Genomic DNA, 14018 nt, shown 5'->3' on the forward strand with positions numbered 1-14018 from the left:
ATAAACGGGATTATACCATCTTTTTTCACTTTTTTTAAATTTTTTTCTAAAAACCCTTTACAAACAAAAAAAAAGAAGATATAATTCCACTCCACTAACAAATAGTGCGTAAAAAAATTGCGGGAATAGCTCAGTGGTAGAGCACAACCTTGCCAAGGTTGGGGTCGCGAGTTCGAACCTCGTTTCCCGCTCCATTTATTGTTAAACTGTGAATTCACTCACAACATGCCCGGGTGGCGAAATTGGTAGACGCAGGGGACTTAAAATCCCCCGGTAGCAATACTGTGCCGGTTCGAGTCCGGCCCCGGGCACCATTGTTGTTATTGAGCTGGTGCCATCGCCAAGTGGTAAGGCCGCAGCCTGCAAAGCTGCTATCCCCAGTTCGAGTCTGGGTGGCACCTCCAGTTTTAATAATAATCTTTCAAACATACGTGGATCTTTGGCTGAGTTGGTCGAAAGCACCGGTCTTGAAAACCGGCGAGGGTCATACCTCCCTGGGTTCGAATCCCAGAGGGTCCACCATTCAACAAATAATTTTACATTCCGGATTAGCTCAGCGGTAGAGTAGGTGACTGTTAATCACTTGGCCACTGGTTCGAATCCAGTATCCGGAGCCACTTCTTTAGTAACCCCTAAAATACGAACTTTCAGAGCCTTTAATTTCCTTGGTAGCTATATGGTAGCTAAAATATTTTTCTCGTATTACCTTTTTCAATAATACTTTTTATAAAATCCCAATTGATTTATCTATTTTTTTAACTTCTGATGGAATGAATTTATTGTACTTATGGATAAGCATTTCAATATTTGTATGTCCCATCATTTGAGCAACTTGATTTATACTAAACTTACCACTGCTTAACATCATTGTTGCAAATGTACTTCTAGTATCATATAACCTTTGATAAGGTAATTTCAATTCTTTAAGTAGTTTCTTCCAGTGAAAATCTCTGATTCTATTGCCATCATTAAAAGGTGTGCCTAATCTAGTTAGGAATACATACTCACTTTCACTATCTTTTGTGAGTTCCCTTTGAGATTCAAGATAAGGAAGCAGTTCATCAAATATTGGAACAGTCCTTACACTCTTTTGAGTTTTAGGAGTTATATCTTTTCCATATCTGCGTGAGCGTTTCACTTCTAGCTCTTGGGAGTTAAAATCTACATCACTCCACTTTAGTGCTACTGCTTCACCAGTTCTAAGACCTGTAAAAAAAGAGAGTGCTAGGAAGTTTTGAAACCAACCACTAGCACTTTGTATTATTTGAAGCATCACTTCCTTTTCAAAGGGTTGTGCTTCACCTTGCACTTTCTTAGGACGTTTAATATATTGGAATGGATTCTTCTCTATAGCTTCATCATAAAATGCTTCTTGAAAGATTGCACTAAATGTGTTGGCTATATAGATTGCAGTTGCACTGCTTCTCTCTTCAATCCAATAATTAAACCATCTTTTTATCTCTGATAGTTTTATAGAATCAATTGCTCTTTTTCCAAAGGTGGGTAATATCTGATTATTGATTATAGATTCATACCTGATATAAGTAGATTCTTTTACAAGAACTCTCTTTGATTTTAAAAAGAGTTCTGCATAATCTTTAACCGTCTTTACTTCACCTTTTGGAGATATATCAATTTGACCAGTTTGTATTTGAAATAACACATTAGGAAGTAAATCATTCTTCACTAATTTTCGATTTTTAGCATTATCATCAAGACCAGTAGGTTTAATAATCCTTTGTTCTTTGTGATATATACTTAGATAGAGTTTGTTGTTTTTGGCGTAAAAGCTTGCCATCGCTGGTTCCTTTCGCCCGTACCCACTTATCTATCTCTAATCTATCAAATAGAATTTTAGACTCTCCTATCTTAAAGTAATGTTTATCAAGTTGAAACTCTCCATTATAAAGCTTCTGTTTGATAAAACTAAGACTTACTTTTAGGTAGTCACATAACTCTTTTTTAGATAAGTAGGGTGAACTGGATTTAACTAATAACTGCTTTATCTCGGGGAGCAGTTCAAGTAATGAAAAATCTACATTCATCATCTATCCTTTAAAATGGATACTCACAAGGATTATCTAATCCACGAGTTCTTAATTCAATATAAGCGTTCTCATACTTTTTAATGAGTACTTGTATATCTAAATCACTTGGACTATCTAAATCCTCTTTGAGTTTGAGAATATATTTTTGCAACTCTAAATCATCTAAATCTCTTGGATTTATTTGAGTAGTTACATTTTCATAAACGAGTTTGACACCTTGTTTATCTTTTATAGAGTTGATATGATTCTTTTTAAACTCATCTAGCACCTCTTTGAAGAACATCTCATCAATTACACCGCCATGTATATGAAACTTTCTAGCCACTGCGATAGTGTCTTTAATCGCTTCAACAATTGTATATTTATAGCTCTTTCTTTTAATACGCTCTATAGGTGCTTGAATCTCGTAGAACTCTTTTAATGTGTAACTTTTTTCAAGATGTTCCCATAATGGATGAGTCTTAGCTCTATGTTTATTTTTCATCTCTTTAGTGTTATCTGTAATAGAGGATAAATCAACCATACGGATACCGTTTAAACAGTCTTTGAACAATGCTTCAGCACCAGAGAGTAAATCATCTACAGTATCTATCTTAAATGTCTTTAGGTAGTCTCTATGCATCTCAAATTCTATGTTATATATATCATTAGTTCTATCAAATCCATAAGTGATGAAGTGGTTATACATCATATCTTTTTTCTTTGACTTTTTAAGTTCAGCTCGTTTATCATAGAGTCTTAATAGAAAAGGACGTTTGCCTATATACAAAGTCTCTAATTTATGTTTATTTGCACGCTCTTTGATAAGTGTTTCATATTTACGTTTACGAGTTACAAACATTGTTTTATCTATCCATGATAAATCACTTTGCACAAAGATATTTAAATCGGCTCTAGTAATTGGTTTATGACCTGTAATATAATCAACTAAGATAGCATCTATATATTGGATTAAAAACTTGATACCTAGAAAATAAATCCCTCTTGCATCTAACTGGACTTGGATATCATTTAAACCTCGATTTTTTCTATAGTCTTTGAAGCCTATAGTGAAATAACTATCAATGTGTGTGAACCAATAAAAACCTTGTGCCTTTCCATTGAAAAAAAAAGTTTGTTTATTGATGAGTACATTTATATCTTTGTTCTCATACTTTAAATCTCTTTTTTCAAATCTTGCTTTACTTTCCTCGTACTGGTCTAATATATCCAAGTATAAATCATCATACTGTTCATTAGTTTCATAGAAGTAGTAAAGTGTATCTATACCGCTGATAGTTTTAGGAGTACTACCTAACTCTTGTGTCTCTACGTCTTTCAATCTTTTCTTACCTAACAACCTCTTTGAGGTTTAGAAGGGGGTGTTACTAGACACCCCAACAAAAAAGGTAGTTAACGCAATCTACGCTCGAAGTGGCAAAGCCACAACTCCGCTACTAATTGCTCGTAACTACCGCCTCGTGTGAATGTTTTAGTAGATATCTATATGTTTATGCTCGTTGGTAGACCTACGCTAAAGCTACGGCCCTTTGAAAAAGCATATTAATTTGCAAATACAATACGAGTTCTAAGGACTCTATTCAATTCATTAATGATGGTGGAAGTATGTCAAAAACTAAGATAGTCGCACAATAGTTGCATGTGACTTCTCTGTATGTACCAAAATAAGATGCTTTCAGAGAATTTACTTGCAATGGTCATGACGTGGTTTTAAAAATAGATTTTAGAATAATTGATTGTCAACTTTATTGGAGATATTTCAACTATTTATTTTCATTATCTTTAATTAATAACTGATATTTGAATTCTATGATTCCAAATTCTATAGTTTTAAATAGAGTTTCTGAAGCCATTTTATAACTTTGAATAAGAAATATTATGAATAATGAAAAAAGTAAAAATGAAGTAGAAGTATTAATAATTTCTTGTACTAAAGCATCTATATTAACCTCTTGAGATTTTAAAGAAATTTGGAAACTTTTATTAATAAAAAAAACATATATTGTCCAAGAAAGACCTAATAACCATCGATAAAGTGAAATCCTTGATTGAACTTTTGTAAACATTTTCTCTAGATTTTTTTCAATTAATTCAGCTGTCTTAATATCATGTATATTGACTTTCAAGTTATTTACAATAAAGTTAATTCCATCCGTTTGAACATTAAAGTGTGAGTACGTACTAGGCAATGAAAAAAGAACTAAAAAAAAGGCTAAAAAAATTGCAATATTTATGGACATTCCTGGATCAATTAAATTCCCTAGAATAGGATTTATTAATACTCCTATAATCATTATAAAAATCATAATATATATAAACCATTTTCCAAAAGGTTGGGAAATATTTCCATATTCTTTAAGTATAAAGATGAATGGTAAGACTAGATGCTGAAAAAGTGGATAAATTGACTTATATTTATAATTTATACTATATGATTCCAAGCTTTTAACGAGTTCTTTTGTGTAGTTAAAAAGACTAGAATTTTGTTTCATGTTTATTCCTTTTTTATAAAGTTCACAGTTATTTTAGCAAGATAATTAAATTATAATCGGTCTAGTTTTTGGGAGGAATACACAAACTTAGTAGTTATGACTAATTCTCTAAAAAATTTACTTTAGGATTCTTATTCTCTACACTAAGTACAAGTGGTTTGTAGGAAAGACCATTATTTTCTTCATTCTCAATCTTGTGAATTAGTCTAGTCAATAAATGGACAACATTTACTCTAGTATTTTGTCCTTTGGTAAATTTTGATTTTAAAAGTGCTTCAGCTTCTAAAAATGATTTTTCTAAATTATCATTCCATGCATTATCTGGTACTTTAATCCAAACAACACCAGGTCCTTCTTCTGGTAATTGTTTGACAGCTTTTTTAAATCCGTCTATTATGCCAGAGACTTTGTCAGATTCTTTTACATTTTTGAAGCCAATAAATATAGGGTTTTTTATAATTGGTTTATTATTTTGATTTATTTGAAAATCACAAGAATGTTTCATGCGATCTAATTTTTCAGAAAGATTGAAAGTTAAACTAGATGATGTAATTTCTTCATCAGGCTGAGATAAAATAGTTATAGCTATTTCATAGTTTTTTGTTATAGGTTCAATAAATGAATGTATCTTTTTTATAGATTTACACGCACTATTTATACAGGTAAAGAGAAATGTTTTTAATGTATCTAATTCTTTTGCCTCAGGGTCTCTTAAAGATTTAATAATTATAAAAGCATTAATTTTATTTGGACCTAAGTTTCTTAACAAGGCTGACTCTAAATCATCCCAAAATTTATTTATTTTTTTATCACGTTCTGTATATATATCTCTACATTTACATTCTGCCCAAAATGTTTTATTCTCGTCGGTAGTAATTTTCAAATCTGGAGATTTATCTTTACCCTCTTCAATAAATTCTACTTGATAACCTTTATTGAGGTAAAAAGAAGCTACTTCAACTTCCCATGCTGATGAGTAGAATTCTTCTTGCATTTTAAGACGATTAATAATTTTATCAAAGCCATTTAACATTCTGACTTTTTCTAAGGAACTACCAAGTAATGAATATTTTTAAAATTGATTCTGTAAGAACTATCTTCTTTGTTTTTAAAGATTCTTCTTTCCATTTTTCAAATTCAATAGCCCATTGTACTAATGGATGAGGAGTTTTCCTAAATAAGTACATATGTTTTCTATTAGAGGATTCCTTAGAGTCTTTTTCTCTCTTTTGTTTTTCTTGTTGAATTTTTTTATTCAGCCATTTTGAACCCACGGTATCTATTACAATGTTTCTATAATGAATTATATCTTTTAGGCTTAATGTAACATTTTCAAAAATATGACTCATATCTAAAGGCCTTTATTGTTCTTCTGTATCACTTAAACTAATCGGACTAATTGGCTCGACATCTATTGCTTCAATTGTCGTACTATTAATTTGGTTTAGAACCTTATCCCAAGTTAAAAATTTAATTGCAGAAGCTCTATAAAAATGTTTTTGTCTATAACCATTAGCTTTGTTAAAGAGAGATTTTTGTTCTAAACTTGAGTAACGACTATCCTTTACAAGTGTTTCCTTCTGTCCTATTAATATACCACCAAGCTTAACATCTTCAGGATCAATAATTGAAAACTCAGTCCTAAACTGTTGATTTTGTTTACATTCTTCACAATAATGTAGTAGTTGGTTTTCTGCCTTAGTTAGCTCTTTTGAAGGTTTTACTCTATTTTTGTTATCAAATATATACACTACTGTTTGTGGTGACTTTACTTCCCAGATATATACAACTCTTCGTACATTTCCAGCATCATCTTCTAGCGAGCAAGGAACAATTAAATCTATATCACCATTGGTGGTAGGATATTCTGTCACGAAATCATAAAATTCATTCGGTGTTTCATGTGCAAATAAATCTTTTGCATATTGTAAGTATTCTCGTGCTTCAACTTCGTTATGTCGATTTTCTTCCATTAAGTCCTTTAGCTCTTGTGCTAATTTACTTAAACTCATTTTCTCTCCATACTTTTATTGTATATGCAATTAATTCATCAAGATATTCATAAGCATTATAATCGTCAATTTCTTTACCGTAGGATATTATAAAGCCTAAATTAATATTATATTCAACTAAGCCTAGCTCTTTAGTTGTAATAGACTGATGATGATTCTCTAAAATAATTGTACAATCTTCACCAATAGACAGCCCGATTGAATTTTTCAGATGATTAGACTTAATGTAAGCATTACGAGTATTCTCTAATCTAAATATTGCAGGTCTGCTTTTTATAGTTGTATATAAAGCTGGGAAAGGAATGAAGTTTTGTTGAGAGTAGATTTCAATTCTTTCATATTCTTTTTGCGATAATAAAAATACACCTAAAAGGTGTTGAGTTTTTACAAAATAAACTTGATGTTCTCCTCCAAACAGAGAATAAAGATGTTTTTTTATATTTTTGGGCCCATTTAGTAAACGGTAATTGAGTATCTCCCTTATACGCTCTTCATTGATATGATTTTGCAACATTCAGTAATACTTCCTTTTAAATTAAAAAAATAATTAAGATTAAATAATATTGTACAAAAAAATTCTATATCGTAGGCTAATAATAGATTTTTCAGCTACTTGGTAGCTAGAGTAGTGTCTTTTGGTAGCTTTTATTGATAGAAGAGAGAATTTAAAGTGGCTATTTTAGGGCTTTTTAGTTTATTTTAGGCCCTCCAGTATCCGGAGCCACTTCTTTTATGAATCCCTAAAATATAGACTTTAAAACTTAACAAGCATCTGTGAAGTAGCTAAATATCTCCTTTTTGTGCCAATATATACGATCATTTTTCACTTTTAAACTTGAATTGGCACCATAAATATTCACCCCATTTCCGGATCTCGATCATGCTAAATATCCATAGTGCCAATAATCCGATCATCGTCAGAGATTCTTCATTTAATGGAAGCGTATGAAAAAGATCTGAGAGTAGATAGATTGCAAACAGCTGCAGTGCAAACCCTATACCTATGCCATAAAATATATATGGATTAATCTGTAGTGATTTTTTAATATTTTTTAAAAACGGTTCATGCTCTTTTAAAGATTGCAAACCGTTGATCCATGTAGCAATGACAAAGGCCGTAAAAAGTGTAGAGATTGCACTTTCTTTTGTGGAGTGTTCTAACATCCAGGCATACAGAAAGAGAGAACCAATACTAATGACCAAAACAACATAAAATACACGAAGAAGCTGGACTTTATCTAAAAACTGCTCATGTAATTTATTTGGAACCCTATTCATCACATCCTCTTCATCTTTTAAGAAAGGAAATGTTTTATCCAAAGCACTGTTGGCAACGAGATTGATCCACAAAATCTGTATAGGATAGAGTGGTAAAGGTAACGACATTAAAATAGCAGCAGTGATAAGGAACACTTCATCCAACGATGTAGAAAGTAAAAAATAAATCGTTTTTCGGATATTGTTTGCAATGGAACGTCCCTCTTTAATGGCCTCAACAATTACTGAGAGATTATTGTCGGCCAGCACCATATTTGCAGTAGATTTTGCTGCATCAGTTCCCTCTCCCATAGCTATCCCTAAATCGGCACTTCTTAGTGCAGGAACATCATTTACACCATCTCCTGTTACGGCAACTATCTCTCCCTTTTTTTGCAACATCTTAACGATACGGTATTTATGCTCAGGGAGCACCCTCGCCCAAACGGTTACCTTTGACACTGTTTTTGCCAGTGTATCATCATCCATTTCGTTGAGTTCTTTTCCACTAACAACCAGATCGCCCTCTTTGTAGATGTTGACAGATTTTGCAACAGCCGCAGCAGTCAGAGCATTGTCACCTGTGATCATCATCAGTTTGATACCGGCTTTTTGTGCCGTTTGCACAGCCTCTAAAACACCCTCTTTTGGAGGATCCAAAAAGCCCACTAGACCTACGATCTCAATTTCCCATTGATTGATATCATCTGTTGTATGTTCCCCCATACCGAGTGCAATAACTCTTAAACCATTAGATGCCAACTTATCGTGTTCTTTTTCAAGAACTTTAAAATCATCCTCATTGGTGGCAAACTGTTTAAGTGATTCAAAAGCACCTTTAACAAAAAGCTTATGCTCTTTTTTAATCATATGTGAACTTGCCATCAATCTATACTTGGTATCAAAAGGATAGAGGTTGATACGTGGGTATTTTTCTCTAATACTCTCATACTCTTTACCAACCCACAGAGCGAGTGCAGTATCCACAGGATCCCCTTTCCCTTCTACCGATTCATTGGCGAGTGCGGAAACAGTTTGTGAAAATGTCTCATGAAGATAAAAGACATCGTTTACTTCCAGTTTTCCCTGTGTGATAGTACCCGTCTTGTCAGAAGCGATAACCGTCGTGCTCCCTAAGGTTTCAACAGAGGGCAAATGACGTATATACACTTTTCTAATGCTCATCGCCATAGCCCCTATGGTAAGAACCAAAGTAATAACAATAGGTAAACCTTCCGGTACAGAAGCAACCAGCAAAGCGATGATGAGATAAATAATTTCTACAATCTCTCTACCTTCAAAAAAAGAAAGTGTAGCAATGATAAGAATCATAATTGATACAACAACCATGTGTTTTTTAATAAAAACTTCCAGTGCTTTATGCAATGGTGTTTCTCTAGGCTCCTCTTCAGCTTTGCTTGAAATAGATGCCAAATAGGTTTGTTGTCCGGTAAATACGACAAAACCTTCTGCTTTACCTTTGATAACCGTTGTTCCGGAGAGTGCCATATTGTCGAGTTCATAGGGAAGTGTTTCTTGGGGTAATGTTAGGTTTGCATCTTTTTGTACAGGTACCGACTCCCCTGTAAGTATCGATTCATCAATAACCAGTCCGTTAGTATTAAAAAGACGTATATCTGCAGGTACAATATCACCTTCAGTCAAGATGATTACATCTCCGGGTACAAGCTGTGAAGATGAAATAGTAAATATTTCACTATCACGTTTAACCTGGGTTTTATTTTCTGTCAGTTTTTGAAGCGCTTTGATCGATGAGAGTGCTTTGACCTCCTGCCAAAATCCTATCAAGGAATTGATTAGAATAATAAGAAGGATAAGCAATCCTTCGTGTATTTTTCCTAAAAAAAGAGAGAGTATTGTAGCAACTACCAGTACATACACTAACGGACTTTTAAACTGTGCTAGAAAAAGTGTAAAAAGATTATGTTTTTTTTCTTTAATCTCATTGAAACCATAGATAGAAAGATTTTTCTCAACAGCCGAGTGGCTGAGCCCTTTTTTTGATGTTTCCATCTTCTTAGCCAACAATTCAACAGCTTCACTATAAGGATGCTCTGGAATAATCATGCTCTCTTCCTGCATTTATAATTTATTAGATATATATCAGTGTAGCATATTTTTCTCTCATCAACCTGTTTATTCTGCCTTAAGCATATTCATATATAATTCAAAAACGTTAAGTGAAACTTTACACTTTACAAAATAACTATATTAGGAGTTACAATGCCTAGACAGATACCATGGTGGATTGGCGGAATAGCTATGAGTTTGCTGTTCTTTTTTAGTTTTTCAGAGATAGGTGCCAATCGCCCTATAGGCGCTTCAACGGGTATGGCTTACCTCTCAAGCGTACTTTTTGGACTCGATGCAGATAGCTACATCTATACTGCCGAGATAGAAAAATCGGGAGCTTGGGAAGGTGTTATGCTGATCGGTGTATTTTTCGGAGGACTTTTTACCTCTATATTTATTACAAAAACATTTCATATCAGCTATATACCGACACTATGGAAAGAGAGAAAAAACTCTTCTGTAAAGTCACGTATGTTCTGGAGCTTTATAGCAGGTTTTTTACTTGTTTTCGGCGCTAGACTTGCAGGGGGATGTAATGCCGGACATATACTCTCAGGAGGGAGCCAGTTAGCTATAAGCGGGATTATCTTTGCAATATTTGCACTCGGTACCGGTGTAATAACGGGAAGATTTTTTTATAAGAAAAAGGTGTGTAAAAAATGATAGACAGAGTTATAGAGATGTTTGATATAGTTGCAAACGACAACCACGGTTCTGTTTGGCTTGTGCTTTTTATAGGGTTTATTTTCGGAGCCATTATTTTATACTCAAGACTTGACAAGTTTGAGAAAATGGCCGGATTTATGATCTTTGAAGATACTTTAGTTCCTCGTATGGCAATGACAACTGTAGCGCTTTCCAGTATAGGGTTTTACTTTTTAGTACAAAACGGTTATGCCACTTTCTCGATCAAACCTATTTATCTGACAGGACTTATTGTCGGTGCCATTATTTTTGGAATCGGTTTGGTTATTCTGGGGAAATGTCCCTCTGCTTTTTTTGTTTCGGTATCTGAGGGAAGAGTCGATGCTTTTGTAGGAGTTCTCGGAGGTATGACGGGAGGAGCTGTATTTACACTTCTTTATCCGTATATAAAAGAGTTTATGGGACCTTATCTTGGAGCACCTCAGGTAATAGACTTTTTCTCGGACTACTCTTTTGTAATAGTACCTGTTTTTAGTGCTATCCTTTTATTAACTGCTTACTTTTTACCAACTATAGAGTACAAAGACCCTGCAGATTTTAAAGAGAACAAATAGTTTATAAGGCAACAATTTGTTATAATCTTCTAAGTGATATATTTAAGGAGTTTTTTTATGTTAAAAAAGATAATTATAATAGTTGTTGCTCTCTTAGCACTAGGGGGTTTACTCTATAAAGCCCTCAATCCCTCTCCTTACAAACACCCTATGCACAAAGTAGGATAATTAGCATCTCTTCCCGGTTATTTTCGATATAATGTTTTCTAATAACAATGGGAAGAGAAATGTTCTATATTATTCTGGTTTTAGTTTTTTTAATCATTTTTATCTATCTAAGATTTCGTAAACAGCAGCAAAAGCTTATTGAAGCGAAAGAGAAATATAAATCTATTGTTGAAGATTTAGGGGAAAACTTTTTTGCATACCGTATGGATGCAGAGTTTAATTTTGTCTATTTTAGTAAAAACATGGAAAACATTCTCGGAGTTCCCCCTCAAGATGTTCTAGGAAAAAATTTTGACAATATGTTGGAGTGGACTGGCGACTCCATAGAAGTGGGTGCAAAAAGTCTCGAAGCCTATTATACGGGCAAACAACAAAGTGATCTTACAATGATGTCATTTATCCATCCTATCACCGGTAAAGAACGCTTTATTAGAGTAGCAGACCATGCTGTCCATGACAGTTCAGGCAACCTACTATGGATAGAGGGGATTCTGGAAGATATCACCGATAGAATCAATGCAGAAAAAGAACTTCAGCAAAAGCAACTTGAGTTTGAAAAACTTGCAACTACAGATATTTTGACAGGGGTTTACAACCGCTACTCTATCATGAAACAGATTAAAGAGGAGATGCGTCGTATTAAACGTAAAGAGGAGCCTTTATCACTCATTATGTATGACTATGACCATTTTAAAGATGTAAACGATAATTTTGGTCATGATATAGGGGACTATGTATTAAAAGAAACTACAAAAATTATAAGCCAGGGAATTCGAGAGATTGACAAGATAGGACGTTACGGTGGTGAAGAGTTTCTTATTTTATTACCATACTCCAATCTATCCGATACGCTAGAAGTTGCCCAAAGGATAAAAGACGCTGTTGCTTCTCATCATTTCAAAGGTGTAAAACAGATAACAATTAGTTTGGGAGTTGCCCAGTACAATAAAGGGGAATCTCTGCAGAGCTTATTAAAACGGATTGATGAAAAAATGTATCAATCGAAACATTTAGGAAGAAACAGAGTCTCTTCATAGAAACTCTGTTATAAAAAGATTACTCTAAAAGTATTAATCTTTCTTTTTGCCGATACTCCATTTGTTACCTTGATCACAAACAGACCATTTACTTTTTTTAGGCTTGTTTTTCTTTTGTCCAACACCCCATTGAGTGTTGTTCTCACAAATAGACCACTTTCTTGTTCTAGGCATCTTTTTCCTCGTATATTTTTTACAGAAATTATATCACCAAAATAGGAATTTTAAGCATAAAAAATTCTGATGTCAAAAAGGAAAATTTTTCTCTTTATATCCCCATCAATTCTGATGCTTCCATAACAACAACTACACCCGTAGGATCTGCAGCTTCAACGATCTGATGAACTGCTCTTACTTTACTGTTATCGACAATGAGCATTAGCAGCCCTCTTTCATTTCCGCTGTGGAGTGTTGAGCCTTCAATAACCACTCCACCCTCATGCCCTAGTTTATGTACAAGCTGTGTTTTTAACTCCTCGGCATTATTTGAAGAGATATGGATCAGTTTTTTAGAAGGTCGGCCGGAGATGATCACATTGAGTCCTCGACTCGTTAAGTACACCCCTAACAAACTCCAAAGCATACTGTCCAGTGTCGGAAATACAAATCCTGCAGCAAGCACGATTAAAGCATCGAGCATAATGATGAGATCACCCTCTTTAAAATGTGTCTTACGTGCAATAAAACTCGCAATAATAGAAGGCCCACCGGGTGAAGCACTCGAAGAGATTATAAAGCCGAGACCAATACCGATGAGCAATCCTCCGAATATCGCCCCTAAAAGAGGTTCTTGTGTTAAAGCAGGGAACTTTAACTCCTCTATGAAAAGGTCTGCCGCCATTGCTATAACGACAATGGCAAAAATGGTTCTAAAGGCATAACCGCGCCCTATAAACTTCATACTCATAAGAACCATAGGGATATTGATAGCCAACATAATTGTCCCTACAGAAAGACCCGTAAAATAGTTTATTAAAATCGCCATTCCGGGTGTCCCTCCGGAAGTGATTTTATTGGGTACAAGGAAAAAACTTACACCCGCGGCGAGTACTACCCCGCCGATTAAAATCATCAAGTAGCGTTTGAGTTCTTTATTTAAATTAGTGTTCATGTTCCATCTTGAGAATCTCATCTACACCCTCATCTGAAAGGTGTTCCATCTCTAAAATTTCACCTGATGCTTTAAGAGTGATTCCTGCTAATTCATGGTTTGCATTAAGTACTGCATATTCATCCTCTATGCTCTCAACAACCCATGCGATCGCTTCATTTTCGCCCTCTAACTCCATTCCAACCGTAACATCTTCAGGAAGGTCTTGAAGCGATTCTTTTGCAACTAAAGATTCGTCATATTCACCGAAAGCTTCCGCAGGGGCAAGTAGAAGTTCAAAAGTATCACCCACTTTTTTTCCTTCAAGTTCAGCTTCAAGTTTTGGAAATATTTGATTATAGCCGCCGTGAAGATACATCAGCTCATCGCTTTCATCTATGAGATTTCCTTTCTCATCTTCCAGCTTTAACGAGAGAGATACAAGTGTGTTTTTCGTAATTTTTTCCATATTAACTTCTTTATTTAAATTTTCATGACAATTTTTGAAAGTTTACCACAAAGAAGTTGCGGAATACTCTAAAATCATAGTATGATTACCAA

General features: G+C 34.2%; 15 protein-coding genes and 5 tRNA genes. 8 read left to right on the plus strand and 12 right to left on the minus strand.

Going from position 1 to position 14018, the window contains the following annotated elements:
* The first annotated feature begins 119 nt into the window (after positions 1 to 119).
* The 5 genes from FJR03_RS10530 to FJR03_RS10550 all read left to right on the plus strand — a co-directional run bounded on the left by FJR03_RS10530 (position 120) and on the right by FJR03_RS10550 (position 617).
* Positions 120 to 194: transfer RNA gene (locus tag FJR03_RS10530), tRNA-Gly, on the plus strand.
* Positions 195 to 227: 33 nt separating this feature from the next.
* Positions 228 to 314, plus strand: a tRNA-Leu gene (locus FJR03_RS10535).
* Positions 315 to 330: 16 nt separating this feature from the next.
* Positions 331 to 404: transfer RNA gene (locus tag FJR03_RS10540), tRNA-Cys, on the plus strand.
* Positions 405 to 433: 29 nt separating this feature from the next.
* Positions 434 to 522, plus strand: a tRNA-Ser gene (locus tag FJR03_RS10545).
* A 20-nt stretch (positions 523 to 542) separates the two neighbouring features.
* Positions 543 to 617 (plus strand) — tRNA-Asn (locus FJR03_RS10550).
* Between the two features lie 107 nt (positions 618 to 724).
* Here FJR03_RS10550 and FJR03_RS10555 read toward each other — a convergent pair.
* The 9 genes from FJR03_RS10555 to FJR03_RS10595 form a co-directional block, all read right to left on the minus strand.
* Positions 725 to 1798, minus strand: a complete 1074-nt coding sequence (locus FJR03_RS10555) for a tyrosine-type recombinase/integrase (RefSeq protein ID WP_193113464.1) — start codon at positions 1796 to 1798, stop codon at positions 725 to 727.
* Positions 1728 to 2045 carry a helix-turn-helix transcriptional regulator gene (locus tag FJR03_RS10560; protein ID WP_193113465.1) on the minus strand — a complete coding sequence of 106 codons (318 nt, stop codon included), beginning with the start codon at positions 2043 to 2045 and terminating at the stop codon, positions 1728 to 1730. Before FJR03_RS10560 ends, FJR03_RS10555 begins: the two co-directional genes overlap by 71 nt.
* Positions 2046 to 2055: 10 nt before the next feature.
* The gene (locus FJR03_RS10565; RefSeq protein WP_226962121.1) at positions 2056 to 3369 is read right to left on the minus strand and encodes a hypothetical protein; all 1314 of its coding nucleotides are present in this window, start codon (positions 3367 to 3369) and stop codon (positions 2056 to 2058) included.
* 442 nt (positions 3370 to 3811) lie between these two features.
* Positions 3812 to 4540 carry a hypothetical protein gene (locus tag FJR03_RS10570; protein WP_193113466.1) on the minus strand — a complete coding sequence of 243 codons (729 nt, stop codon included), beginning with the start codon at positions 4538 to 4540 and terminating at the stop codon, positions 3812 to 3814.
* Between the two features lie 100 nt (positions 4541 to 4640).
* On the minus strand, positions 4641 to 5573 hold the full coding sequence (locus FJR03_RS10575) for a hypothetical protein (RefSeq protein WP_193113467.1): 933 nt from the start codon (positions 5571 to 5573) through the stop codon (positions 4641 to 4643).
* 19 nt (positions 5574 to 5592) lie between these two features.
* On the minus strand, positions 5593 to 5889 hold the full coding sequence (locus FJR03_RS10580; RefSeq protein ID WP_193113468.1) for a hypothetical protein: 297 nt from the start codon (positions 5887 to 5889) through the stop codon (positions 5593 to 5595).
* A 12-nt stretch (positions 5890 to 5901) separates the two neighbouring features.
* Complete coding sequence (locus FJR03_RS10585; RefSeq protein ID WP_193113469.1) at positions 5902 to 6552, minus strand: hypothetical protein; 651 nt, start codon at positions 6550 to 6552, stop codon at positions 5902 to 5904.
* Positions 6539 to 7066: a hypothetical protein gene (locus tag FJR03_RS10590; protein WP_193113470.1), complete on the minus strand. Its 528-nt coding sequence runs from the start codon at positions 7064 to 7066 to the stop codon at positions 6539 to 6541. Before FJR03_RS10590 ends, FJR03_RS10585 begins: the two co-directional genes overlap by 14 nt.
* A gap of 302 nt (positions 7067 to 7368) precedes the next feature.
* Positions 7369 to 9912, minus strand: coding sequence for a cation-translocating P-type ATPase (locus FJR03_RS10595; RefSeq protein ID WP_226962122.1), 2544 nt, complete (start codon positions 9910 to 9912; stop codon positions 7369 to 7371).
* Positions 9913 to 10053: 141 nt separating this feature from the next.
* On the opposite strand from FJR03_RS10595, the gene FJR03_RS10600 reads away from it, so the two are divergent.
* From FJR03_RS10600 to FJR03_RS10610, 3 genes are all read left to right on the plus strand, one after another.
* Complete coding sequence (locus FJR03_RS10600; protein WP_193113471.1) at positions 10054 to 10566, plus strand: YeeE/YedE thiosulfate transporter family protein; 513 nt, start codon at positions 10054 to 10056, stop codon at positions 10564 to 10566.
* Positions 10563 to 11162, plus strand: a complete 600-nt coding sequence (locus tag FJR03_RS10605; protein WP_193113472.1) for a YeeE/YedE thiosulfate transporter family protein — start codon at positions 10563 to 10565, stop codon at positions 11160 to 11162. Before FJR03_RS10600 ends, FJR03_RS10605 begins: the two co-directional genes overlap by 4 nt.
* 227 nt (positions 11163 to 11389) lie before the next feature.
* On the plus strand, positions 11390 to 12367 hold the full coding sequence (locus tag FJR03_RS10610) for a sensor domain-containing diguanylate cyclase (protein WP_193113473.1): 978 nt from the start codon (positions 11390 to 11392) through the stop codon (positions 12365 to 12367).
* Positions 12368 to 12400: 33 nt separating this feature from the next.
* Here the strand turns inward: FJR03_RS10610 and FJR03_RS10615 are convergent, their stop codons facing one another.
* From FJR03_RS10615 to FJR03_RS10625, 3 genes are all read right to left on the minus strand, one after another.
* Positions 12401 to 12541 carry a hypothetical protein gene (locus FJR03_RS10615; protein WP_193113474.1) on the minus strand — a complete coding sequence of 47 codons (141 nt, stop codon included), beginning with the start codon at positions 12539 to 12541 and terminating at the stop codon, positions 12401 to 12403.
* 94 nt (positions 12542 to 12635) lie between these two features.
* Complete coding sequence (locus FJR03_RS10620) at positions 12636 to 13499, minus strand: YitT family protein (RefSeq protein WP_226962123.1); 864 nt, start codon at positions 13497 to 13499, stop codon at positions 12636 to 12638.
* Positions 13468 to 13926 carry an FKBP-type peptidyl-prolyl cis-trans isomerase gene (locus tag FJR03_RS10625; protein WP_193113475.1) on the minus strand — a complete coding sequence of 153 codons (459 nt, stop codon included), beginning with the start codon at positions 13924 to 13926 and terminating at the stop codon, positions 13468 to 13470. Before FJR03_RS10625 ends, FJR03_RS10620 begins: the two co-directional genes overlap by 32 nt.
* Positions 13927 to 14018: the final 92 nt, after the last annotated feature.

The sequence above is a fragment of the Sulfurimonas marina genome, assembly GCF_014905095.1.
Taxonomy (GTDB): domain Bacteria; phylum Campylobacterota; class Campylobacteria; order Campylobacterales; family Sulfurimonadaceae; genus Sulfurimonas; species Sulfurimonas marina.